General features: G+C 72.8%; 22 protein-coding genes. 12 read left to right on the top strand and 10 right to left on the bottom strand.

Going from position 1 to position 23,153, the window contains the following annotated elements; genetic code table 11:
* Positions 1 to 331 precede the first annotated feature (331 nt).
* Positions 332 to 1,690 carry an LLM class flavin-dependent oxidoreductase gene (locus WME76_RS26925; protein WP_437955145.1) on the top strand — a complete coding sequence of 453 codons (1,359 nt, stop codon included), beginning with the start codon at positions 332 to 334 and terminating at the stop codon, positions 1,688 to 1,690.
* 127 nt (positions 1,691 to 1,817) lie between these two features.
* Positions 1,818 to 2,339, top strand: coding sequence for a hypothetical protein (locus WME76_RS26920; RefSeq protein WP_437955144.1), 522 nt, complete (start codon positions 1,818 to 1,820; stop codon positions 2,337 to 2,339).
* Between the two features lie 129 nt (positions 2,340 to 2,468).
* Here the strand turns inward: WME76_RS26920 and WME76_RS26915 are convergent, their stop codons facing one another.
* From WME76_RS26915 to WME76_RS26900, 4 genes are all read right to left on the bottom strand, one after another.
* Positions 2,469 to 2,837, bottom strand: coding sequence for a VOC family protein (locus tag WME76_RS26915; RefSeq protein WP_437955143.1), 369 nt, complete (start codon positions 2,835 to 2,837; stop codon positions 2,469 to 2,471).
* Between the two features lie 66 nt (positions 2,838 to 2,903).
* Positions 2,904 to 4,211 (bottom strand): diaminopimelate decarboxylase, encoded by a 1,308-nt coding sequence (gene lysA, locus WME76_RS26910; protein ID WP_437955142.1) that lies wholly within the window; start codon positions 4,209 to 4,211, stop codon positions 2,904 to 2,906.
* 234 nt (positions 4,212 to 4,445) lie between these two features.
* Complete coding sequence (locus WME76_RS26905) at positions 4,446 to 5,999, bottom strand: phospholipase D-like domain-containing protein (RefSeq protein WP_437955141.1); 1,554 nt, start codon at positions 5,997 to 5,999, stop codon at positions 4,446 to 4,448.
* Positions 6,000 to 6,052: 53 nt separating this feature from the next.
* The gene (locus tag WME76_RS26900) at positions 6,053 to 6,295 is read right to left on the bottom strand and encodes a hypothetical protein (RefSeq protein WP_437285047.1); all 243 of its coding nucleotides are present in this window, start codon (positions 6,293 to 6,295) and stop codon (positions 6,053 to 6,055) included.
* Between the two features lie 501 nt (positions 6,296 to 6,796).
* Here WME76_RS26900 and WME76_RS26895 point away from each other — a divergent pair.
* From WME76_RS26895 to WME76_RS26885, 3 genes are read left to right on the top strand one after another with little or no spacing between them, the layout of a single operon-like run.
* On the top strand, positions 6,797 to 7,726 hold the full coding sequence (locus WME76_RS26895) for a hypothetical protein (protein WP_437955140.1): 930 nt from the start codon (positions 6,797 to 6,799) through the stop codon (positions 7,724 to 7,726).
* A gap of 58 nt (positions 7,727 to 7,784) precedes the next feature.
* Positions 7,785 to 9,929 (top strand): protein kinase domain-containing protein, encoded by a 2,145-nt coding sequence (locus tag WME76_RS26890; protein WP_437955139.1) that lies wholly within the window; start codon positions 7,785 to 7,787, stop codon positions 9,927 to 9,929.
* 24 nt (positions 9,930 to 9,953) lie between these two features.
* Complete coding sequence (locus WME76_RS26885) at positions 9,954 to 10,952, top strand: tetratricopeptide repeat protein (protein ID WP_437955138.1); 999 nt, start codon at positions 9,954 to 9,956, stop codon at positions 10,950 to 10,952.
* A 64-nt stretch (positions 10,953 to 11,016) separates the two neighbouring features.
* On the opposite strand, the gene WME76_RS26880 is transcribed toward WME76_RS26885, so the two are convergent.
* Positions 11,017 to 11,559 (bottom strand): hypothetical protein, encoded by a 543-nt coding sequence (locus tag WME76_RS26880; protein WP_437955137.1) that lies wholly within the window; start codon positions 11,557 to 11,559, stop codon positions 11,017 to 11,019.
* Here WME76_RS26880 and WME76_RS26875 point away from each other — a divergent pair.
* Positions 11,558 to 11,986 carry a hypothetical protein gene (locus WME76_RS26875; protein ID WP_437955136.1) on the top strand — a complete coding sequence of 143 codons (429 nt, stop codon included), beginning with the start codon at positions 11,558 to 11,560 and terminating at the stop codon, positions 11,984 to 11,986. The genes WME76_RS26880 and WME76_RS26875 overlap by 2 nt on opposite strands.
* 239 nt (positions 11,987 to 12,225) lie before the next feature.
* Here WME76_RS26875 and WME76_RS26870 read toward each other — a convergent pair whose 3' ends face one another.
* Positions 12,226 to 12,642, bottom strand: coding sequence for a hypothetical protein (locus WME76_RS26870; protein WP_437955135.1), 417 nt, complete (start codon positions 12,640 to 12,642; stop codon positions 12,226 to 12,228).
* Positions 12,643 to 12,699: 57 nt separating this feature from the next.
* On the bottom strand, positions 12,700 to 14,520 hold the full coding sequence (locus WME76_RS26865; protein ID WP_437955134.1) for an alpha/beta hydrolase: 1,821 nt from the start codon (positions 14,518 to 14,520) through the stop codon (positions 12,700 to 12,702).
* A 357-nt stretch (positions 14,521 to 14,877) separates the two neighbouring features.
* Between WME76_RS26865 and WME76_RS26860 the strand changes: the two genes are divergently transcribed.
* Positions 14,878 to 15,780, top strand: a complete 903-nt coding sequence (locus WME76_RS26860; RefSeq protein ID WP_437955133.1) for a class I SAM-dependent methyltransferase — start codon at positions 14,878 to 14,880, stop codon at positions 15,778 to 15,780.
* Between the two features lie 56 nt (positions 15,781 to 15,836).
* Here WME76_RS26860 and WME76_RS26855 read toward each other — a convergent pair whose 3' ends face one another.
* Positions 15,837 to 17,207 (bottom strand): sigma-54 interaction domain-containing protein, encoded by a 1,371-nt coding sequence (locus WME76_RS26855; RefSeq protein ID WP_437955132.1) that lies wholly within the window; start codon positions 17,205 to 17,207, stop codon positions 15,837 to 15,839.
* A 203-nt stretch (positions 17,208 to 17,410) separates the two neighbouring features.
* On the opposite strand from WME76_RS26855, the gene WME76_RS26850 reads away from it, so the two are divergent.
* The 5 genes from WME76_RS26850 (at position 17,411) to WME76_RS26830 (ending at position 20,189) form a co-directional block, all read left to right on the top strand.
* The gene (locus WME76_RS26850) at positions 17,411 to 17,710 is read left to right on the top strand and encodes a 4Fe-4S dicluster domain-containing protein (protein ID WP_437955131.1); all 300 of its coding nucleotides are present in this window, start codon (positions 17,411 to 17,413) and stop codon (positions 17,708 to 17,710) included.
* Between the two features lie 55 nt (positions 17,711 to 17,765).
* Positions 17,766 to 18,113: an alpha/beta hydrolase family protein gene (locus WME76_RS26845; RefSeq protein WP_437955130.1), complete on the top strand. Its 348-nt coding sequence runs from the start codon at positions 17,766 to 17,768 to the stop codon at positions 18,111 to 18,113.
* Positions 18,114 to 18,215: 102 nt separating this feature from the next.
* A complete protein-coding gene (locus WME76_RS26840; protein WP_437955129.1) occupies positions 18,216 to 18,902 on the top strand; it encodes a hypothetical protein in 687 nt (228 codons plus the stop codon).
* Positions 18,899 to 19,441, top strand: a complete 543-nt coding sequence (locus tag WME76_RS26835; protein ID WP_437955128.1) for a hypothetical protein — start codon at positions 18,899 to 18,901, stop codon at positions 19,439 to 19,441. The genes WME76_RS26840 and WME76_RS26835 overlap by 4 nt, the downstream gene beginning before the upstream one ends.
* A gap of 70 nt (positions 19,442 to 19,511) precedes the next feature.
* Positions 19,512 to 20,189: a hypothetical protein gene (locus tag WME76_RS26830; protein ID WP_437955127.1), complete on the top strand. Its 678-nt coding sequence runs from the start codon at positions 19,512 to 19,514 to the stop codon at positions 20,187 to 20,189.
* 8 nt (positions 20,190 to 20,197) lie between these two features.
* Here WME76_RS26830 and WME76_RS26825 read toward each other — a convergent pair whose 3' ends face one another.
* Together WME76_RS26825 and WME76_RS26820 are read right to left on the bottom strand one after the other, a co-directional pair.
* On the bottom strand, positions 20,198 to 21,541 hold the full coding sequence (locus WME76_RS26825; protein WP_437955126.1) for a restriction endonuclease subunit S: 1,344 nt from the start codon (positions 21,539 to 21,541) through the stop codon (positions 20,198 to 20,200).
* A complete protein-coding gene (locus WME76_RS26820; protein ID WP_437955125.1) occupies positions 21,538 to 23,001 on the bottom strand; it encodes a type I restriction-modification system subunit M in 1,464 nt (487 codons plus the stop codon). The genes WME76_RS26825 and WME76_RS26820 overlap by 4 nt, the downstream gene beginning before the upstream one ends.
* Positions 23,002 to 23,153 lie beyond the last annotated feature (152 nt).

The following is a 23,153-nucleotide window of genomic DNA, read 5'->3' as shown; positions in this document are numbered from 1 at the left end:
GCTCCGTCGGCGGCAGCTGGCGGGCGCGACTCGAGCCCTGGGGAGCGCGCGCCCGGCGGGTGCTTCCCTGCCAGCACTGCGCCCGCAGCGCTGTCGGTCCGCTGCTGCCCTCGCAGCACGCCGCCGCGCGGAAAGAGGGGCGCGCCGCCGCGCGGGCAGGGGAGATGCCTCGTTCCTGGCCGCTGCGGCCCGCGGCTCCGCCGCCGGGCACGGGGCTTGCGGTCACGGACGCGCGCGGCGAGCGGCGAGCGGCGATGATCGCCGGTGAGCCACGGCGAGCAGCGGCGAGCAGCGGCGAGCGCCCGCGCGAGGACCGAGACCGAGGACATCCATGAGCGACAAGCAGCGGAAGATCCGTCTGGGCGCCTTCTTGCCCGGCGCAGGACACCACGTGGCGGCCTGGCGGCACCCGGAGGCGCAGGCGGACGGCGGCATCAACTTCGGGCATTACCGGCGCATCACCCAGACGGCGGAGCGGGCCGGGTTCGACGCCGTGTTCCTCGCGGACGGGCTCGCGCTGCAGAACCGCCCGGGGGCGAAAGGCCGTACGGCGTACGGCGCCAGCTTCGAGCCGGTCACGCTGTTCTCCGCGCTCGCGGCCGTCACGGAGCGCATCGGCTTCATCGCCACGGCGTCCACCACGTACGAGGAGCCCTACCTGCTGGCGCGCAAGTTCGCCTCGCTGGACCACCTCAGCCAGGGGCGGGCGGGGTGGAACGTGGTCACCACCGGCGGGGGCGAGGCGGCGGGGAACTTCGGGCTCGACGCCCACCCCGACCATGCGCAGCGGTACGCCCGGGCGCGCGAGTTCGTCGACGTGGTCACCGGCCTCTGGGACAGCTGGGAAGACGACGCCTTCCTCCGCGACAAGGCGTCGGGCGCCTATTACGACCCGGAGAAGCTGCACACGCTCGATCACAAGGGGAAGTTCTTCTCCGTCCGGGGGCCGCTCAACATCCCGCGTCCGCCGCAGGGTCACCCGGTGATCGTGCAGGCGGGATCGTCGGAGGCGGGCCGGGATCTCGCGGCCGAGACGGCGGAGGTGATCTTCACCGCGCAGCAGACGCTGGAGGACGCGCAGGCGTTCTACGCCGACGTCAAGGGCCGGATGGCGAGGTACGGTCGCCACCCCGACCAGCTCAAGATCATGCCGGGGGTGTTCCCCGTTGTCGCGAGGACCGAGTCGGAGGCCAGGGCGAAGTACCAGCAGCTCCAGGACCTCATCTTGCCGGAGGTCGGCCTGTCGCTGCTCTCGGGCCTGTCGGGCGGGGTCGACCTCTCGGGGTATCCGGTGGACGGGCCGCTGCCCGATCTGCCGGAGACCAACAACAACAAGAGCCGTCAGGCGCTGATGTTCGACATCGCCCGCAAGCGCAACTTCACCATCCGGGAGCTCTACCTCTGGGTGGCCGGGGCGCGCGGCCACTGGACGATCGTGGGCTCGGCGGAGCAGATCGCGGACGAGCTCGAGGCCTGGTTCACGCAGGGCGGCGCCGACGGCTTCAACGTGATGCCGCCGTGGCTCCCGGGCGGGCTGGACGACTTCGTGGAGCTGGTGATCCCGGAGCTGCGCCGGCGCGGCCTGTTCCGAACGGAGTACGAGGGCCGCACGCTCCGGGAGAACCTCGGGCTGGCCCGGCCGGCGAACCGCCACGCGCGCAAGGCGAAGCCGCAGGCGTCGGCGGCCTGACGCCGTGAGGTCGTGAAGAGATTTGACCACAGAGGCACAGAGGAACAACAAAAAACTCTGTGCCCTCTGTGCCTCTGTGGTTCGTTTTCTCAGGGCTGCGTCATCGTCGGTGTTCTAGACTGCGCCCATGAAGATTACCTTGCACACCACCACCATGCTCCTCGCCTGCTGTCTCTCGGCGCTCGCGTCGTCCTGCGGCGGTGTTGATACAGGCACCCCCAGCGACGCCGAGGCCGGTCCCGACGGCGCGGCGGGCGGCGATTCCGTTCCGGGCACGGGTGAGACTGCGGCGCTCGACGTGTCCGGGCGCTGGACCAGCGCGGAGTTCGAGGATCCCTTCGAGGCGCAGCTGACCCAGGCAGCGGACGGGGCGCTGAGCGGGACTGTCTGCGGGCCTGAAGTTCCTGCGGGCGATCCGGAAACGAACTGCGGAGCCGTGACGGACGGCAGCGTGTCGGGCGATACGGTGCGGTTCAGCTATCGTCTCCCGTGGCCGGGGCTCGGGGTGGGGCCGGTCGATTACAGCTTCGAAGGGACGGCGTCGCCGGAAGGCTCTACCGAGCGTTTCGAGGGGCAGCTGTCCGCCAGTTACAACGGCGGCGGCCACATCGCCTGGGCCGCTTGCCCCGGCACCGGACGCTGCCCTTGAGCGCGCCACGGGCGCCAGGCCGAGCGCTCCGGGGCTCACCGAGAGCGTCGAACGCCCCCTCGGCGCCCATCTCGATGTCGCTGAAGACGACGAGCAGGCGGCCCCGCAGGCCGCCCGGCCCGCGGCGCCTCAGTCGCCGTCGATGATCTCGAGGCGATTCCCGAACGGATCGTCCGTGTGGAACCGCCTCACCTCGGGCAGCTCGTCGCTCCAGCGCACGTCGTGACCCGCGGCCCTGAGCGCGGCCGCGATGTCGTCGATGCCCTTCACCACGAGGCCGGGGTGGGCCTTGCGCGCCGGCTGGAAGTCGCGCTCCACGCCGAGGTGCACCACCACCGTACCCGCGCGGAACCACGCGCCGCCGCGCGACGCCAGCGGCTCGGGCTTGGGGACCTCCTCCATCCCGAGCACGTCCCGGTAGAACGCCGCCGCCCGCGGCTCCTGCCCGGGCGGCATCGCGAGCTGCACATGATCGATGCGGACGAAGGTGAACGGCATGAATGCCGTATAGGGAAGGACAGCGCAGCTCACAAGTCGGCCGGAGAGGCCGCCGCGCGCGCCGCTTCAGCCTCTGCCGGCCTGGCCCGCCGCATCCGCGGCCGCCGTGCGCAGGCGCTCCTTGATGTCGTCGGACAGGCACATCCGCGAGACCATGTCCTCGAACGTGTCGCGCCGCCGGATCAGCCGGCTCCGGCCGCCGTCGACGAGCACCTCGGCGGGCCGCAGCCTGCCGTTGTAATCGTAGCTCATCACGTGGCCATACGCGCCGGCGTCCATCAGCACGACCACATCCCCCTCGGCGACGTCCGCGGGGAACTCGCGCTCGCTGATCCACATATCGGTGTTCTCACAGACCTGGCCCGTCATCGCCATCGGGGCGGTCCGGCCGCGGCGGCCATTGATCCGCACCTCGTGGTACGCGCCGTACATCACCGGGCGCGCCATCGTGTTCATCGAGATGTCCGTGCCGAGGATCGTCCTGTATCCCTGCTTGATCGAGATCACCCGCCCGAGCACGTAGCCCGCGTCGCCGACGAAGTAGCGCCCCGGCTCCATGACCAGGCGGGGCGCCTTCAGGCCGTGCTCGGCGCACTTCTTCTGGACCACCGCCGCGATCTCGCGGGCGACCGCCTCCACGTCGAGCGGCGGCTGCTCCCGGCGGTAGGGGATGCCGAGCCCGCCGCCGATGTCCAGGAACGCGAGGTCGAAGCCGAGCTTCCGCGCGACCGGCCCGATCAGGTCGAGCAGCTTGCCGGTGACGTGCGCGAAGCTCTCCGGCTTGTTCGCCTGCGAGTGGGGCATCATGTGCACCCCGAGCCGCTCGACCCCGTTCTCGAGCGCGGTGCGGTAGGCCTCCTCCACGTACTTCGGGTGGATCCCGAACTTCGCCGACGGCCCCGCGAACGGCTTCAGATCGGGCGTGGCGATGTCCTCGCCGCTCGGGTTGATCCGGAACGACATACAGCGCGGCCGCCCGAGCGCGAACAGGCGCTTCAGGATCCCGTGATCATCCACGTTGAAGATGACCCCGGCGCGCAGCCCCGCGGCAAGGTCCTCGTCCGAGAGGCTGTTGCCCGTGTAGATGATCTGCTCGCCCGACAGCCCGAGCGCCTGCGCCAGGCGGATCTCGTTCGGGCTCGCGGCGTCCACGCCCGAGCCCTGCTCGACCAGGAGCTTCGCGATCTCCAGGTTGTTGCACGCCTTGATGGCGTAGAAGACGGAGACCTCCGGATAGCTGCTGCGGAGCGCCCGCGTGAGGCGACGGAAGTTATCCCGGATGCGCTCGGCATCGTAGGCATAGAGCGGCGTCCCGTACTGCTCCGCGAGGTCGCGGACCGAAATGCCCCCGATCGTGATCTCTGGCTCTTGCATACTCCTCGTCGCTTCAACGCTCCAGCGTGAGACACAACCTCGAGGAGCCGTCCTCGCTCGCCCTCGGTCGTCCTCGGTTATTCTCAATCATTCCGAGCCGTTCTCGGTCATGCCGAGTGCACCAGCGTACCATGTGCCACCGTCGTCCCGCAACGGCCCGGGCGGCGGGGCGCGGCGCGTCTTCCGCGCGCCGCCACGCGCCACGCGCCACGCGAGGGATCGCCCTCTGCGGCGCTACTTCTCGGCGGTGCGGGTGCTGCTGCTGAAGAGGTGGCGCCAGAGCACGCCGAGGCCGCCCACGAAGAGCGAGCCGTGGCGCTTGTCCATGTCCTCGACCGCGGCGGGGTCGAACGGGAGCGCCTGCGGGTCGATCACCTCGAGCAGGACGCGCTCGTCCGCGGTGGGCGAGGGGTGGAGCCGCAGCCGGCACGAGCTCCCGGGCGTGCGCGGGCCGGTCGGCGGGCTCGCCACCGCGTCGAGGTGCGCGACGAGGTCGTCCGCCCGATCGAAGTCGAAGTCGCCCAGGTGCTCGCCGATGAGCGACGCGCGCGCCCGGCGGATCGAGCGGCCCAGCGCGTCGTCCGGGTCGTCGGTCTCGACCGAGGCGTTGATCTCCGTGTCGATCGAGAGGCTGCGGTTCGTCAGGTTGGCCGAGCCGATCGTGAGGAAGCGGTCGTCGACGATCATCACCTTCGAGTGGATGTACGTGGCGCGCTCGGCCGTCTCGTCCTCGCCGCACGCCGGCAGGGTGTAGTAGACGCCGAGGCGGTGCCCCGTCTCGGCCGCCGCCGCGCGCAGCTTGCCGAGCATCTGCGCCTGGGAGAGGCCGACGGCGATCTGCTCCTTCATGGTCTCGGCCTCCATGTTCAGCACGAGCACCACGTCGAGCAGCGGCCGGCCCTCGGCGCGCATGCGCCGCTCGATCCCGTCGGTGATGGCCTGGGAGCTGAAATACTGTGTCTCGATGTAGATGAAGCGCTCGGCCGCGTCGATCGCGTCGAGGTAGAGGTCGCGGATCTCCGTGCAGTGCTCGGCGCCGGTGGGCGAGCCGTGCGGATCGGTGCGGCTCAGCGTGACGTGCTTCGTCTCGAGCAGGATGCCGCCCTCGGGCCGGTAGTCGGCGAACGTCGGCTCGAGCCCGTCGACGTCCGGCAGCGCCATGGGCGCGCCCCCGGCGCGCCGCCAGCGATCGGTGAAGATCTCGGTCAGCGCCCGCGCGACCTCGCGGCCCCGCAGGTAGGCCTGCACGTCGTGAAACGGCTTGTGCGGCTCACCGCGGCTGACGCGGAAGGGGTTCTTGTTCGCGTGGCTGCGATCGTCCCAGCGGTGGTCGCAGAGGTCGAGTCCGCCGAGGAACGAGAGCTCGCCGTCCGCGACCACGAACTTCTGGTGGTGCGAGGCGCGCTCGACGTGCGTCGAGTCGAACAGGAAGTGCAGGCGGTGGTTCGTCCACTCGAAGACGAGCTGCTGGAGCCACTCGCGCTCGAGCGCGAACACGAGGTGGAAATCCCAGGCGAGGATGTAGATATGGAGATCCGGGTTGATCTCGCAGAGGTGGTCCAGGAACTTGAGCAGCGTGATCGGGCTCGACACCTGCTCCTCCCGCCCGCCCCGGAGCAGGGCGACGTCGCTGTCGAACTGCCAGCCGGCGAGGAGCAGATATCGCCGCGCCATCGACGCGACCCGGTAGAACTCGGGGTAATACTCGTCGGCGTCGATCAGCAGGCCGATGCTGTCCACCGGGGTGTCGCGCCACGTGTGGCGCCGAGGGTCGATGATCTTCGCCATCCCTTTGCGGTCGTGTAGATGCGTGGTTGTGGCGTCCGTGTCGGTCGTTCGCGTCAGGCGGATCCCCGAGACGCCTGCGGCCTCGCGTGCTCCTCGATGAGCCGCTTCAGGCTGACCACGTCCGGCCGGACGTCGCTCGCCTCACCGATCGTGGCGAGCCGCTCCGCCTCGTCGGGCGAGAGATCGGGGCATATCCACTCCAGCAGCGCCGCCCAGTCCGGCGCACCGTCGCAGCTATAGCAGTCATCGGGGATGGGTGTATTGTCGGGGAAATCCCGGAAAACAAGGTACGGCATCGGTTCTACCTCGAGGCCTCCATCGCGGTCACGCCCTCGGCGCGGCGCCTGAGGGCTGCTGGCGTCTCTTTCTGGCGGCTCACGGTTCACTTCTCACGTGCGTTTCATGTGCGTGCCACGGCTGCGCCGGCGCGCGCGGCGCCCACGCCTGCGGCGCGCTGACCGCCTCGGCTATGGAGCCGACGGCGCGAGGGGGCAAGGGCGCCCCGTCACCGCCGCCGCGCTCCGCCGGCTGTCGTGCCGGAGGGCGGCGGCGGAGCGGGCCCGTCGCGCCGCGGCGCGCGGGGGCGCCGCCGGCCGGCGCGGACGCGTCGGGGCCCGTGAATGATCGCTCCGCGCGCGGCATCTCAGGTCGAGATGCCTCCGTGCCACGGCGCGCGTCTCCGGTGGACCCGGAGAAGAAAATTCCACCGGGTGCGCCTGGCGGCTCCGGCCGCGATTTCCGAGCTTGTCCGCCGCGCTGCGCTGGGCTGAACTCTCCGCCAGATGAACCTTCTTGACTTGGGCCTGAGGAGACTTGTTGCTTGCGCCGCGCTGACGCTCGGCGCGAGCCTCGCGGCGGCGAGCTGTCAGCTCGTCTCGGGCATCGACGGCATGAGCGTCGATGACACGGTGGGCGGCGTCCTCGCCGCGTGCGGCCCGGTGGGCACCCCGTGCGGCGGCACGTGCGAGCACGGCGAGGAGACGCCTCCGGGCACCTGCACGGACGACGGCAGGTGCAGCGCCGAGCCGAGGGAGTGCGGGCTCTACGACTGCGACCCGAGCGGCACGGCGTGCGCCACGAGCTGCTTGCCGTCCGGCGACGGCTGCATCGATCGGGCGATCTGTCAGTCGCCCTCCGCGACGTGCACGGCGTGCGGGTCGGCCCCGGAGCAGGCCGGGGACTGCAGCGTCAACTTCCTCGTCAACAGCAGCGGCGTCAGGACCCCTTGCAACTGCAACGGGGAGACGTGCGAGCTGACGTGCGACGACGAGGGCGGGTGCGCCGGGTCCGTGCTGCTCGACACGATGAAGTCCCCCGTGGTGCTGGAGTGCGGCGACCAGTGCAACGGCGCTGTCGTGACCTGCATGGGTCCCTATCCGTGCGAGGTCGTCTGCAACAGCGGCGGTTGCCGGGACCTGACCTTGCGGTGCAGCCAAGACGGCAAATGCACGCTCAAGTGCACAGGCACCGGGTGCGCGGGCAACGTGACGGTTGAATGTGGGACGAATTATTGCACTGTTGCTTGCGCGGTCCCGAACGACTCCATCCACCGGGAGTGCGGGAGCGCCTGCTCGTGCCCGCTGATCGGCTGCGACCGATCCGCGCGCGCGACGCGCGGGCGTCGCGGCGACCCGGGGCGGGGCAGGCCTCGAAGCGGCGCGGTGGAAGGGGCCCGGGATCGGGGTAGCCAGGACCACGCGATCCCGTTATTCTCGCGCTTTGCATGACGACTTGCCCCGCGTGGGGCAGCCAGGACCACGCGACCCCTAGCTTCATTGGCTTCGTATGGCGACCTGCCCCCGGTGTGGTGCGGTGTACAGTGAGGAGGTCACGTCGTGCGCGGCCGATGGAAGTCCGCTGCTGCCGGCGGAGATGTGCCTCCCCGCCGAGCCGCTCCTCGAGACGAACACGATGGTCGGCGAGTACCGCATCGACCGGAAGCTCGGCGCGGGCACGTTCGGAGAGGTGTATGCGGGCGAGCACCCGCTGATCGGCAAGAAGGTCGCGATCAAGGTGCTGAACCGGCGGTTCGCCGCGCAGCCGGAGGCGGTCGCGCGGTTCGTCGCCGAGGCGCGCGCGGTGAACAGGATCCGCCAGCGCAACATCATCGATATCTTCTCCTTCGGCCTGCTCCCGGGGCTCCAGCGGCACTACTTCGTGATGGAGCTGCTCGACGGCATGACGCTCGGCGAGCTGTGCCGGCGGCGGCGGCGGCTGCCCTTCCCGACCCTCGTCCCCATCGTGCGCGGCATCGCCGACGCGCTCGACGCCGTCCACGAGGCGGGGATCACGCACCGCGATCTGAAGCCCGACAACGTCTTCCTCGCGGCGGAGCGCGACGGGACGTGGTTCCCGAAGCTGCTCGACTTCGGCATCGCGAAGCTCGCGGACGGCGAGGGCTCGGAGATGACGAGCACGGGTGTCGTGCTGGGCACGCCGCAGTACATGGCGCCGGAGCAGGCGCGCGGCCAGAGGACGGGGCCGCCCGCGGACATCTACGCGCTGGGCGTGATGATCCACAGGATGCTGACAGGGAAGTCGCTGTTCACCGGGGAGTCCGCGGTGGATGTGATGTGCAAGCACGCGTCCGACCCGCCGCCGCGGATGTCGAGCGTCTGCCCCGATCTGCCGCGCGAGCTCGACCTGCCGGTGCTCGCGATGCTCGAGAAGCGCGCGGGCGACAGGCCCCAGAGCGCGAGCAAGGCGGTGGCCGACCTGCTGGAGGTCGCCCGGCGGATCGGCCTCGCGCGGGGCGGCGCGCGGGAGGTGCCCGGCGCGGCGCCCGCGAGCGCGAGCGCGACGTGGGCCTCGGGGCAGATGCCGGCGGCGACAGGCGACGACGGGCGCGCGAGCGGGGCGCGGCCCCCGGGGAGCGCGGCCTCGGGGAGGGGCGGTGAGGGGCCGGTGAGCGCGACGTGGACCCCGGGGAGCGCGACGTCGCCGACGGGCGGCGAGGGGCGCGTGAGCGCGACGTGGACCCCGGAGAGCGCGACGTCGCCGACGGGCGACGGGGGGCGCGTGAGCGCGACGTGGACCCCGGGGAGGGGGATACCGGCCAGCGAGGACACGACCACGCTGACGACGGGCTCCGCCGTCGTCACGGGGCCCGAGGCGACCGAGGAGAGCTGGGATCCGGACCGCCGCTCGGAGGCCGGCGCGGGCCCCGCGTCGGAGCCGTCGGCCGCGCCTGCGAGCTCCACGCTCCCGAGCTCCACGCTCCCGGACACCGAGCGCGCGCCCGGGCCGACATCCAGCGCTGCCGACGCGTCGACCGTGCCGTGGTCGGGGCCGCCCGCGAGCGCCGTGGACGCGCGGCGCGGAGCGGACCCGGGCGGCCGGCCCCCGTCGTCGTCCGAGGTGGCGGCGATCGAGGCGCCCAGCGCGTCCGTCGCGCGGCCGGCAGCGGTGAGGCGCCGGAACCTCGTCGCCGCGGCCGCCGCGGGGCTCGTCGCCGCGACGTCGGTGTGGGCCATCGAGCGCCCCTCGGGGCTCCCGCTGCTCGGCGGCACGAGCGCCATGGCGCTCGCCTCCGCCCCCGCCGCGCCGCAGGAGGCGCGCGAGCCGCCGGAGCCGCCCGTGACCCCCGCGCCGCCCCCCGCCGCGACGGCGGAGCCGCTGACGGCCGCGCCGGCGGAGACGGCCACGGTGCGGCTCACGACCCGGCCCGCGGACGCCAGCGTCTGGATCGGCGACAGGAGGGTCGGGAGCTCCGGCGCGCCGATCGCGCTGCCCCGCGGGAGCGAGCCTGTCGCGCTGGTCCTGAGGAAGCCGGGCTTCGAGGACGCGAGCGTGCAGCTCATCCCGGACCGGGATCGCGCGATGGACGTGAGCCTGTCGGCGCTGCCGGCGCCGCGGCGGGGCGCCGGCGCCCCGCGCGACGGGGCCCCGAGCCGGGGTCACCTCGACAGGATCCTCGATCAGCGGGATTGAGTCCGACGTGGGTGGGTCAGAGAGATGAAGAGAGGGCTCCTGTTCCTCGGCTCGGGCGCGCTGCTCGGGGCCGTCACGCTCTCCGGCGCGGCGTCCGGCCAGCGCGCGCAGGGCGCGGTCAAGCCCATGGCGGAGGCGCTCTTCTGGCAGGGGCGAGACCTCTTCAAACAGGGACAGTACCCCGAGGCCTGCGCGAAGTTCGAGGAGAGCCATCGCCTCGAGCCGAAGCCCGGGACGCTCCTCAACCTCGCCGTCTGTCACGAGAAGGTGGGGATGCTCGCGACGGCGTGGGCCGAGCTCGGCTCGGTGGAGGAGATCGCGCGGCGCGAGGGCCCGGCGGAGCGCGCGGCGTTCGCGCGCGCCGAGCGCGCCGCGCTGGAGCGGCGGATCGCGCGGATCGAGATCAGGATGGATGCGCCGCCCGCGAGCCTGCGCCTCACGCTCGACGGCGAGCCGCTGAGCGGCGCCGCCCTGAACGCGCCGTTCCCCATCGATCCGGGCCGACACCGCGTCGCCGCGGCGGCGCCGGGGAAGAAGGCGTGGTCCACGGCGGTGGACGTGCCGCCCGAGCGCGCGTCGATCGTCGTCACCATCCCGGCGCTGGAGGACGCGCCGGCGGTCGCAGGCGCGCCGCGGGCCGCGCTCGCGCCGCGCGCGACGGCGGCGCCGCCGGGGGCGCCGGCGGACGGCGCCGGGAGGACGCTGATGGCGATGGGGTTCAGCGTCGGCGCGGCCGGCCTGATGGTCGGCGCGGTCGCGGGCGCCCTCACGCTCGCGAGGTCCGGCGCGCTCGCCGAGGTGTGCGCGGACGATCGCTGCCCCCCGAGCCGGCGCGGCGATCTGAGCACGGCCAGGACGCTGGCCAACGTCTCCAACGTCGGCTTCGCGGCCCTCGCCGTCGGCGCCGGCGTCGGCCTCGCCGGCCTGCTGATGCTGCCCTCACGGGACGCGACGGCGAGCCCGCGCGCGGCGCTGACCCCCGTGATCGGCGCGGGGGCCATCGGCCTGCACGTCAGCTTCTGATGCGGTGATCAGGAGAGAGGGATTGAACCGCCGGGGCGCCGTCGGCGCCCCGGCGCCGGGCGCGTCAGGGGGCGCAGCCGATCCGCTCCGGCGCGACCGCCACGTCGTCGTACCACATCGACCGCGCGGGGCCGTGGAAGCCGAGGTAGCCGAAGCTGAACGTCTTGAAGTCGAGCTTCTTCCAGCCGGTCTTGTCGATGATCTTGGTGCCGTTGGCGTAGACCTGGACGTCGCCCTGGGCGCCGTCGAAATAGGCCTCCATGCAGTGCCACTGGTCCTTCGGGAGGTTCGCGCCGCCGCTGCCGCACCGGAAGTCGCCGCCCTCGGGCAGGACGACATCGTCGTGCAGGTTCAGGACGATCTGGCAGTACTGCTCGGCGACCTCGACGTTGTCGCCCGCGTTCGGATCGCCGTCGCCCGTCATCGCCTGGAAGTAGGCGTTGTGATCGGACTGGCCGATATCCACGCTGCTGCGCACGTAGAGCCGCACCCAGAACTTCGACCCGGGCGCCGGGACAGAGAGCATCCGCCAGTCGTAGCCGCTCATGCCGGGCTTCACGTGCAGCGAGCTCGAGCCGGAGTGGAAGGTCGACGCGTCGATCTCCATGTTCTTCAGCGCATCTGCCGCCTGGTACGACGGGCGGTACGTCGCGCCCTCGGGGAGCCCGGCCCCCTCGAAGTCGGAGCAGAACGTCGCGCTCGGCGGGCACGCGCCCGTCGGCGTCCCGGCGCCGGTGCTCGACGTGGTGCTCGTCGTGCCGGGCGTCCCCGTGGCCGTGCTGGTGGTGGTGCTGGGGTTGACGCTGCCGGTGGTCGTGGTGCTGCCGGGGTTGCCGCTGCTGGTGCTGCCGGAGGAGGGGTTGCCAGCGCCCGAGCTCACGCTCGAGGCGCCGCCGCTGCCGCCGCTGCCGCCGCTGCCGCCGGCGCCTCCCGTATCCGAGCCGCCGTCCGAGCTGCCCACGCAGCCCGCGGCCGCGGCGGCGAGCGCCAGGCAGGAGATACCGACCAGGGTGAAGCGCGCGGTCTCACGATGAAAAGTCATGTTGACACTCGAGGGTAATCGGCCCGTTCACGGGGGCTGCGCGCTGCCGCAGCGCGGTGAAATGGCCAGTAATTTTAAGGATTTGCTGCTCGCGCCGGGGTGTCATGACGAGCGCTCGGCGCGGCCGACTCCTTCTAGCAGAACTCGCCGCGTCCCGGGAGCCGTTCTTCCGGGGCCAGGCGCCCTGCAGGCTGGCCGGCTGTCAGCGCGGCGGGGCCTCGCGTCGGCCGCTCACGCGAGCGCGGCGGCGTGGCCTGCGTGCGTCGCGATGATGGCGTCGATCCAGCGGAGCAGCGCCGCGACGGGCGGCACGGTCCGCGCCTCGCGGTGCCAGAGCTGGAGCGTCGTCGGGCCTGCAGGCGTGGCCGCGGTGATGTGGAGCATGCTCTCGTCGGGGATGCCCATGCGGGTCGAGCGCCGGGAGGGCACCGAGGAGAGGCCATCGAGGACGCTCGCGAGCGCCTGCCGCTCGCCGGGCGAGAGCGCCGCGGAGCGAGGCGCCACGTCGCGCCCGAGCACCTGACCGCCTATCGTCAGCGCGCCCGCCGCGTCGACCGTGAGAGTCCACGCGCCGAATACCCCGTTGGGGCCGTGGGCAGAGCCTCCCTCGAACAGGAGGACGCACGCTTCCGGAGGTGTCTCGCGCACGCCGGCCAGCCTAGCAGGTCCGAGCGGGCCCCTGCCGATCCGCGCGCGGTGAGCCGGTCAGGGGAGCAGCGGCCGGGGCAGGGCGCGGCTGCGCGCGTCGCGCAGGGCCTCGCGAACGCGCGCGATCGTGCGCTCCTGCTCGGGCGAGGGCGCGCGAGGCGCGCGCCGCTCTGCCCCCGGATCGCCCTCCCAGGCGTCCTCGGTGCCGAGGTAGGCGGCGCTCAGCCCCGGAGCGACGCTGAAATCCAGGGGCAGGACCTCTTCCGTGCACGACGTGTCCAGGGGCGCCTCGGGAGCGGCGAGGAACTGGACCAGGAGATCCATGTCGCACGAGCCGCCCATGAGATCGGTCGGGCTCTCGACGCCGTGGGGGGCCCGCGGCAGCATCACCAGGGTCTGGTTCGGGCCGGTGAAGTGGCTCTCGACGGCCTCCGGTACCGCGCTCGGGATGAAGTCGAGCTCCCCGTGAAGCAGCAGCAGGGGCACGCTCGTCGTGGCCCACTGCCCTGCGTACGCGTCGGGCGTGTAGCGCGGCCAGCTCTCGTGGAGCGCGGCGGCGTCGTCCGTCACCCCGATGGCCACGTTGGCCTGCGCGAGGAACTCCTGCATCTCGGACACGGGCGGAGGCGGGTCGGCCCAGAGCTCCGACAGCATGATGTTGTTGCGGAGCACCGGGGAGAAGAACCGCATGCTCGCCGAGAGCGGCTCGGGGAGGGGCGCGAGCACGACCCCCGCGAGGTGGGTGAACGCGGCGACGTCGGTGGGAGAGCACCGACCCAGCCGGTACGTCAGCGCCGGGATGAGCGGCCGCGGCGCCCATTGATAGAGGAACTGCGCGAACAGCGCCTGGAGGATCTGCCGGTCATAGCCGAGCGCGGCCACCTCGGGGCAGGCCCCCTCATCGAACGCATCCAGGGTCTCGGTCATCGTCGCCCACGGGTCGGCGCCGAGCTTGTCCGAGCAGGACGGGTCGGCGCCGCAGAGGCCCATGAACCGCTGGCCGAGGTCGTTGAGCCAACCATCGATGTCCGAGAGTTTCGCGTTGACGGCCAGCGCGGTGAGCGACACGGCCGTCGGCTGGTCGGGGTAGAGCTGGAGATAGCGGTGACCCCAGATCGTCCCGTAGGAGCCGCCTACGACGAGGACCTCGCCGCCCGGGGCGCGCGTCCGCGCGATGGTCTCGCCGACGTCGCGCGCGGCGTTCGTGACGGTGAACCCCTTGATGTCGTCGCCCAGCTCGGCCTCGATCGCCGGTAGACAGGCGGCCATCTCGGCGTCGGTGAGGTAGCTGCCGCCCTCGCTCTCCGGCGTCTCCCCCGCCGCGCAGCCGAGGCGGCTCGAGCGGCCCGTGCCGCGGTGGTCCGGCATGTACATGTCGAGCGTCGGATCGACGCCAGCGAGGAGCTGCACGAGGGGCTCGAAGTCGGCGCCTGAGCCCCCCGGCCCGCCGTTCAGGAGCCAGAGCTGCCTGCGGCTCGGCTGCGTCGCGGCGAGCTTCCGCTTGACGAAGAAGGTGATGGCCTTGCCTTCCGGCTGGTCCCAGTGGAGCGGGACGGGGATCTCGGCGCACTCGGCGTCCTCGCCGGTGCCGTCGGTGAAGAGCGGGCAGGGAGTCCACGCGATGGCGTCGTCGCCGCCGCCATCGCCGCCGTCGCCGCCATGGCCACCGTCGCCGCCATGGCCGCCGTCACCGCCATGGCCGCCGTCACCGCCATGGCCGCCATCGCCGCCGTGGCCGCCATCGCCGCCGTGGCCGCCGTCGCCCCCGCTGCCACCGCTGCCACCGCTGCTGCCCGTCGAGGCGCTCGACGACGCCGTGCCACCGGGAGCCGGATCGTCACCGCATCCCAGCATGCACTGGGCAAGCAAGATGACCATCGCTCCGCGAGCCAGATTCCCTCTCATGCTCGACACTCCTGAAGAATGAACAATGAATGCAGCCCCGCACTTCACGCGAAGGGCAGCCGTTAACTTCTCGACACGTCACTGCGGCGCTATCGGCCCGCGGCCGCGTGGCAAGCAAGAACCGGTGCATCCGGTGTGGCGCCGCGCTTGCGGCCCTCCGCGCCCCGGATCTCCCGCGGCGACAGCGCGCCGACGCGCGGAGTGTGAACAGCGACGACCGACGACGCGTGACTGAATGACGACACCACGGGCGCGCCGTCGACGTGGCATGTACGCTGGGGCTCCGCCGCGGCCGATCCCGGGCGGCACACAGCGAACCAAGGCACCCTCGTGCGAGCCCAACGCCCAAGCCTCACCGCCTCCCTCGTCGCTGCGCTGCGGGCGCTCTACACCGAGATGCCCGAGCCCTACCGCCTGGCGCCCGACCCGCTCGCGGTCCGCCTCGTCCCGTGGCCGCTCTCGCTCCCGGCGCGCGCGCTCGCGCTGGCGGGCGGCTCCCCGGCGGCCGCCAGCGCCGTCCACCGCGGGCTCGGCCTCGCCCTGCTCGGCCTGCCCTACCACGTCGCGCTCCGCACCCGCGCGATCGACGACGCCCTCCGCGAGGCCGTCGCGCGCGGCGCATCCCAGCTCGTCGTGCTCGGGGCCGGCCTCGACAGCCGCGCGATGCGCCTGCCCGAGCTCGCGGGCGTCCAGGTCTTCGAGGTCGATCACCCGAGCTCGCAGCGCTACAAGGCCGAGCGGCTGGCGGCGCTCGCGCGCGGCGGCGGCGGCGCGGCCGCGCCGGAGCTCAAGGCCGGCGGGCTCGCGCGCGTGCCGGTGGACTTCGAGCGAGATCGCCTCGACGAGGCGCTCCTCTCGGCCGGCTTCCGCCCGGCCGAGCCCACGTTCTGGATCTGGGAAGGCGTGGCCGTCTACCTGACGCGGGAGGCGATCGAGGCGACGTTGCGCCTCACCGCGGCGCTCTCCGCGCCAGGGAGCCGCATCGCGCTCACCTACGGCATGTTCCCCGACGACGATCTCCCCGCCTGGTCGGATCGCCTGCTCCGGGGCGCGTTTCGCTCGCTGGGCGAGGCCATCCGCGCGCCGCTCACCCGGGACGCCATGCACGAGCTCCTCGCGCGCGCCGGCTTCCGCGTGCTCTCCGACGAGTCGGCGGTGGACTGGGCCGCGCGCCACTGGCCTCCGCAGCGCGGCGTGCGCGTCATCGAGCGGCTCGCCGTCGCCGCGCGCTGAAGCGGCCGTATCGAGGACCGTCCGGTCGCTCGATGCCCGGGGGCGCCGGCGTCGAGTCAGCCCTTCTCGCCGCCCTCCCTCCGGATCCCGAGCTTCCGCATCTTGCTCTGCAGCGTCGTCGGCTTCAGCCCGAGCGCCGCGGCCGCCCCGTCTTCCCCGTAGATCTTGCCGCCCGAGGCCCGCAGCGCCTCCTCGATGCAGCGCTGCGCCGCCTCCCGGTACGTCAGCGCGCGCCCTGCCGCGCGCGGCGCGGCGGCGAGCGGCGCGGACAGGATGAGCTCGTCGCCGGTCGACATCACCATCGACCGCTCGATCACGTTCTCCAGCTCCCGCACGTTGCCCGGCCAGTCGTGCGCCCGCAGGCGCGCCATCGCCTCCGCGCTCACCCGCGGCGGCGCCCGGCCGAAGCTCGCCGCGACCTTGTCCACGATGACGCGCGTGAGCGCCTCCAGGTCCCCGGGCCGCTCCCGCAGCGGGGGGACGACGATCGGAAACACCTGGAGCCGGTAATACAGGTCCTCGCGGAACGCCCCGCTCGCGACCATGTCCTCGAGCGGCCGGTGCGTCGCGGCGATCACCCGCACAGAGACGCGCACCGTGCCCTCGCCGCCGACGCGCTCGACCTCGCCCTCCTGGAGCACGCGCAGGAGCTTCGCCTGCGCCGCCCTGGGCAGCTCGCCGACCTCGTCGAGCAGCAGCGTCCCGCCGCTCGCGCGCTCGAACAGCCCGAGGTGCCGCGCCGCCGCGCCCGTGAACGCGCCGCGCTCGTGGCCGAAGAGCGCGCTCTCGACGAGCCCCTCGGGCAGGGCGCCGCAGTTGACCGCGAGGAACTGCCGCTCTGCGCGGCGCGACAGCGCGTGGATGCGGCGCGCGATCACCTCCTTGCCGGTCCCGGTCTCGCCGCGCACCAGCACGGTCGTGTCCTGCCGGGCGACGAGCGGCACCATCTCCTGGAAGATCGCCCGCATCGCCGGGCTCGCCGCGACCACCTCCCTCGGCAGCGCGACGCGATCGAGCTCCTCCCGCAGCGCCCGCTTCTCGCCCTGCGCGCGGCGCGCGATCGCCGCGACGCGCCCGAGGACCTGGACCTGCCGGAGCGCCACGGCGAGCAGCCGGCCGATGGCCTCGAGCAGGGCCGGCGAGAGGTCGAGCGCCGCGCCCTCGCCGAGCGCCATCGTGGCGCAGCCGACGGCGCCCTCCGCGTCGCGGAGCGCGAAGACGGCGACCGCGTCGCCGCCCGCGCCGCGCCGGACCTCCGGCGCGCCCGGCGCGCCCGCGCCGCGGTGGAGATCGAGCCGCCGGAGCGGGAGGTGGCGCGCGAGCACGGCGCTGACCGCGGGGACGAGCGTCGCCTCGGTGTGCGCGCGCGCCGAGGCCTCGCCGAGGTCGGCGAGCAGGAGCAGGGCGCGATCGGCGGGGGCGGTCATCGTGCGCGGAGCGAGGCCACCGAGATGGCGTTGCGCGGCACCGTAGGAGCGTTGCCCGGGCCGCACAAGGGCCGCGCGGGCGCCGGAAACGCCGCTCCGGCCGCGGGCATGCGCCGTGCTGAGCCCTCGGTGACGACCGGACGCTGAACGCCGAAGCCCGAAGAGGCGGCGCGGCGACGACCGCGTCGCGGAAAGGAACCCTCATGGCCCATGTCATCGCCGAGCCGTGCGTCGCCACCTGCGACACCGCCTGCGTCTCCGTCTGCCCTGTGGAGTGCATCCACGGGCCGCTCTCGCCCGACGAGATCGCGCGCATCCCGCAGGAAGAGCGGGAGACGCGGCTCGCGCGGCTCCAGCTCTACATCGATCCGGAGTCGTGCATCGGCTGCGGCGCCTGCGAGGACGAGTGCCCGGTGGACGCCATCTTCGACGAGGACGAGCTGCCGCCCGAGTGGCGCCACTACCGGGAGATCAACGCCCGCTTCTTCGCGCAGCCCGGCTGAGCCGCCGGACGACCTCCGCGCGACAGCGCGCCTCTCGGTCAACCTTCCTGTACGCATGCGACAACGCCCTGTGCGCCGCTTCGAGCCGGACGATCTGGAGCCGTTCGACGAGCGCGAGCGCTACAGCGAGCTCTCGCCGGTGACCTGGGCCGGTGAGGCCACGACACCCACCCTGATCCTGTGCGGCGAGGAGGACCATCGCTGTCCCATCGGCCAGTCGGAGGAGCTCTTCGCGGCGCTCGTGCGCTCGGGCAGGGCCCCCGTCGAGTTCATCCGCTTCCCCGGCGGCGACCACCACCTCGCCGAGAACGGCAAGCCGAGCCACCGGGTGTTCTACAACCGCCGTCTCGTCGCGTGGGTGGAGCGCTACTGCGCCAGCGAGCGCGCGCCGGAGAGGGCCTGACCGCGGCCCGGGAGCAGCGGAGTTCGATGCGCGAGGGACGGGGGCAGGGCTGCGGGCCTTGACAGCCCGGAGTCACCCGGATTTCATGATCCTCCCTTCCTCGTGCTCCGCATCCCTGTCAGCTTCCAGGCGCGCGCGATGTTCATCGGGCTCGCCTGTGCGGCCCTCGCGTGCATGACGCCGCCCGGACCGAAGGGCGTCCTTTCCTTCCTCGCCTCTCCGGCGGGGCCGGGCGTCGCCGCGCTGGCGGTCATGGCGGTGGGGATCTCGGTCGAGGAGCTCGGCACGATCCGGCGCATCCGGATCGGCGTGGGCCTTTGCGTCGTGGCCGCCGCGCTCGTCGCGGGCGGCGGGCTGTGGGGGGCTGCGCTCGGCGCGCCGATCGTGTGGCCTGCCTGGCTCCTCTATGGCGCCGGCGCGTCCGGCGTCGCCCTCGCTCTCCGGCGTGACGTCGCCGTCTTCCGCGATCCCCGACACGGCCAGTCCGTCCGCCTCGAGGGGATCTCGGCAGATGCCGTTCGCCTCACCGCCAACGGGGCTCCGGTGTCCATCCCCGCCGCCCTGATTCGCGGCGTGTCGCTCGCGACGGGCCCTGACGGGCGAGGTGTCTTCATCCTCCTCGGCAGCCGGGACAAGGTGATCGGCGACGCGCGCGCGCTGCCCTGGGTCGCCGCCCACCGGGACGGCGACACGCTGCTCTTGACCGAGCACCAGGCGGCCCTCGACGCGGAGCTGCTCGTTGCGCGGCTGCTCGAGGCGGCCTCCGCCGGCGAAGGGGAGTATCGTTGAAGCCGAGCAATGAAGCGGGGGGCGACGCCCTGGAGATACCGCTCCGTCGTCCCTACGGGGTGCTCCTCCTGAGCGCCCTCTTCTTCGCGGCCTGCGCGGCGGTCCTCGCCCACCGGGCCCTGACGAACGACAGGGGCCTGATCCTGAACGGGATCATCCCTCTCGAGCGCGGGGGCGCCGACGTCTTCTACGCGGTGCTGGCGCTCCTGTCAGGGGCCCTGTGCGCGCTCGGGCTCGTCGGCGCAGCGCGCCTCGCCGCCCTGAAGGAGTTCCGGATCCTCCTTGGCCCTCGGTCGATCACCTTCCCGTCGATTCATCCGTTCCGCGCTGCGCGGGAGGTCACGGTGCTGCTCGATCGCGTCGAGGCCGTGGAGATGCAGCCCCCGGCCAGGCCAGTCGCGCTGTCGATCCGCGAGGACGACCGCGCCCACAGCATCCCTCTGCGCTGGCTGGCGGAGGGCTGGTCGGCCCAGGAGGTCTGCGGCACGATCATCGCGCGGGCGCGGGAGGCGCAAGCGAGCCCGCGCGCCGGCGGGTAGCGCGCTGCGAGGCTCGTGATCTCGGCGGCGACGCGGGTGTAGGATGGCGCCCGATCGGGAGGAGGCATCCATGAAGGCCGCGGCCGCGCTGGTGAAGGACATTCGCGAGGAGCTCCGTCGCATCGACGACGAGCTGAGGGCTCACCCCTATCCGGACGCCATCGCGCGGGGCGAGGTCACGCTCGACGGGCTGAAGGCCTTTCCGGGCCACCAGCACCACGTGGCGCTCAGCGATCTGCGCTCGATGGCGATGATGCTCCAGCGCTTCGCGGACACGCCATGGCGCGATTTCTGGAGCGGCGTCCTCCAGGGCGAGCTCGCGGCGCCGGGCGGGATCGCCGCCATCGGCCAGAAGCTCGGCATGACGAGCGACGACCTGGATCGGTACGAGGTCACCCCGGAGGGGTTCGCCTACGCGACCCAGATGGCCTGGGCGGCGGCCAACGCCTCTGCGGCCGAGATCGCGTGCGCCCTGCTCATCAACTTCCCTGCCTGGGGGTTCAACTGCGGCAGGATGGCCAGCGCGCTGCGCGACCGGTACGGCTTCGGCCCGGAGCACACCGCCTTTCTGGACGCGTTCGCGGCGCTGCCGTCGTTCGAGGACACCGCGATCGCGATCGTGCAAGACGGGCTGGACCGCGGCGTGGAGCCCCGGGCGATCCGCCGCACGACGAGGCTCTTCCAGGCCTATGAGAAGATGTTCTGGGACGCGATGATGGCGCTCGGGACGCGCAAGACGAGCGCCTAGCCGCGCGGTCACGCCGGGGTCGCGCTCGGCTCGCGATCGGGCGCCGCCGCCTCACCCCGCACGCGGCGCAACAGCACCTCCGCCGGCTCGTGGTCCCGGCCCTCGCCGCGGGCCAGCTCCGCCTCGGTGGGGACCAGCTCGCCCGAGAACGCTCTGGCCAGGATGGCCTGAGGGAGCTTGTCGGCCCGCGCCCTTGCCATGGCCACGCGCTCCTCGATGGCGTCGGCGAGCGCGAAGAGCGCCTGCGAGCGGCGCACGATCTCCGCCTGCTCCTCTGCCGGGGGCACCGGAGCAGGGATGCCGTTGAGCGCCGCCTGCGTGAGCTTCGGCTGCGCGGAGCCGGTCACGTGGTGCTGCAGATCGAGCGAGTTCAGGAGCATCTCGAGGTATCCGAGGGACACGCCGGCCTTCGGCTGGACGACATGAGCGTGGTTGTTCACCCAGAACCTCCCGCGCGCCGGGAACGCCACCGCGGTGGTCCTGGACAGGAGATTCGCGCCGTCCTCGGCGATGAGCAGGTAGTCTCCGTCGAACAGGTACCCGTCGATATAGTCGATGATCCCCGACGCTCCGTAATACGGATACGGCCCCCGGCGCCGCGCTCGATCGGCGGACTTCACCGGCACCCGGCCGCCATCGTGGTTGTCCACCAGGGCCCCGAACGGGCACACGACCCATGACGCGGGCAGGCGACGCCTCGACCCCTCGTCGCCGTCCGACCCCGACGCCGCGCCCGGCGCGGTCTCCGCCGGCCCGGCCGCTCGTGGCGCGGCGACCGACGCGCGGAGGTCCTCGGTCAGCCTCCCCGAGCACGCCGCCGCCAGCACGGCCTGCCGGAGCCGCTTGAGGACGAGCGACGCCCTGGCCAGCCGCGCCTTCGCCGCGCTCACCTCGGCGAGCAGCGCCTCGACCTTCGCGACGATGCGGCGCTGCTCGGGGAGGGGAGGCAGGCAGAAGGGGCGCTCGAGCGTCTCGCGCACCTTCACGAACGGCTGCGCGGAGCCGCCCTTCACCCAGAAATCCTCGTTGTTGAGGTGGAGGAACAGGTAGTCGAGATCGATGGCCCGCGGGTCCGGCCAGACCACATAGGTGTTCGCGATCGCCGACCACCGCCCGCGCGCCCTGAACGCCTTCCCGCACCGCGTCCCCACCGCGGAGACGACGAGCGCCTCGCCCTCGTGCTCCCAGCCGTCGCACCACACGTCGGGCCCCGAGGCGCTGAACCCCTGGTAACGCCCGGGCCGCCACGCGGCGTGGAGCTTCCCCTTGATGAGCTTCGAGCTCCCGCTCCGGTGCGCGCAGATCGCCGCGAGCGTCGTCTCCGCCCACCCTTCTGGCAGGCGCCCGCTCACGCCTCCGCCGCCTTCGTCCCGCCCTCGAGCAGCGCGAGCACGCGGTTCAGCGCGATGACCGCCTCCTCGAGCTCCTGGATCGCGTCGCTCGCCAGCTCCTCCGGCTCGGGCAGCTCGCCCGCGTCGTCGAGCGACTCCTCCTTGAGCCACTTGAACCCGTCGAGCTTGAACTCCCGCTCCTGGATCTCGCGGAGCTCGAAGCTGCGGAAGCGGCCCTCCCGCGACGCTCCCGCCTCGCGCCGCGCCCGCCCGTGGGGGTCGTCGCCGTAGCACCGCTCGAACTCCGCGAAGTGCGCCGGCGAGAGCGGCCGGCTCTTCTTCGTGATCGAGGGCACGCCCGTCCGCGCGTCGTAGATCCAGACCCGCTCCGTCGCGCGGCCCTTCGTGAAGAAGACGACGTTGGCCTTCACGCCCGGGCTGTACGGCGTGAACGTCCCGCGCGGCAGGCGGAGCACCGTGTGCAGATCGCAGCCCTCCGCGAGGACCTCGAACACCTCGCCCGCCTGGTCCGCGAACAGGCAGTTGTCCGGCAGGACCATCGCCGCCCGGCCGCCGGGCCCGAGGATCGTCAGCGCGTGCTGGATGAAGTTGAGCTGCTTGTTCGCTGTCGCGACAGCGAAGTCCGCGCGGTCGGGCGCCCGGTGCCCGCCCTTGGTGCCGAACGGCGGGTTCGTCAGGACCACGTCGAACCGCTCGCGGGGCGGCGGGGCGTCGATCGCGTCGCCGAGGGCGATCCGCGGCGCGATGCCGTGGAGGACCAGGTTCATGAGGGCGAGCCGGCGCGGCCGCGCGACGAGCTCCTGGCCGAAGAACGCCCCGGCCTTGATCCGGCCCGCCGTCTCCGGATCGAGCGCGCCCCCCGCCTCGGCCTCGAGCCACTCCCAGGCGGCGACGAGGAACCCCCCGGTGCCGCACGCCGGGTCGCACACGGCGAAGCCCGGCTTCCCCCGCGGATCGGGCCGCATGCACCGCACGATCGACTGGATCAGCGCGCGCGGCGTGAAGTACTGCCCCGCGCCCTTCTTGCCCTCGGCGGCGGCCTTCTCCAGGAGGCCCTCGTACGCCGCGGCCTTGATGTCCACGCCGAGGCCCGTCCACTCGATCTCGTCGATGAGGTCGACGAGGCGCCCGAGGTTCGCCGGGCTCTTGAAGCGCGGCTGCGAGCCCGCGTAGATCTCGCCGAGGACGCCGGGGGCCGCCTCGAGGGCCCGGAGGACCTCGGCGTACCGGTCGAGCAGCGCTCGCCCGCTCCTCGCGCGCAGCGCCGGCCAGGAGCAGTCCGTCGTCTCGACCGCGCCGAGGGGCGTCGTGCGCTCGACGCGCGAGAGGTCGAGGCCGCGCTCGGCGGCCATCTTCAGGAAGAGCAGGTACGTGATCTGCTCGATGTAGTCCCCGTGGTCGATGCCGTCGTGACGGAGCGTGTGGCAGAACCCCCAGAGCTTTCCAACAACGTCGGTCATGCGGCGATGGCCTCTTCGGGTCTCTTCGGGTGTGGACGTCGTCGATGCGCGGGAGGAGCCGCCCTTCGGCGGAGCCGCCTTACCACGGCCGGGCCCCTCGCGGGTCGCCGCGCTCCTCCACGGCGCTGGGACGCGCCGCCGCCGATGTATTA

Origin of the sequence: Sorangium sp. So ce119 (assembly GCF_051524405.1) — a bacterium.
GTDB classification, from domain to species: Bacteria; Myxococcota_A; Polyangia; order Polyangiales; family Polyangiaceae; genus Sorangium; species Sorangium cellulosum_G.
This window is presented reverse-complemented; position numbering and strand designations above follow the sequence as displayed.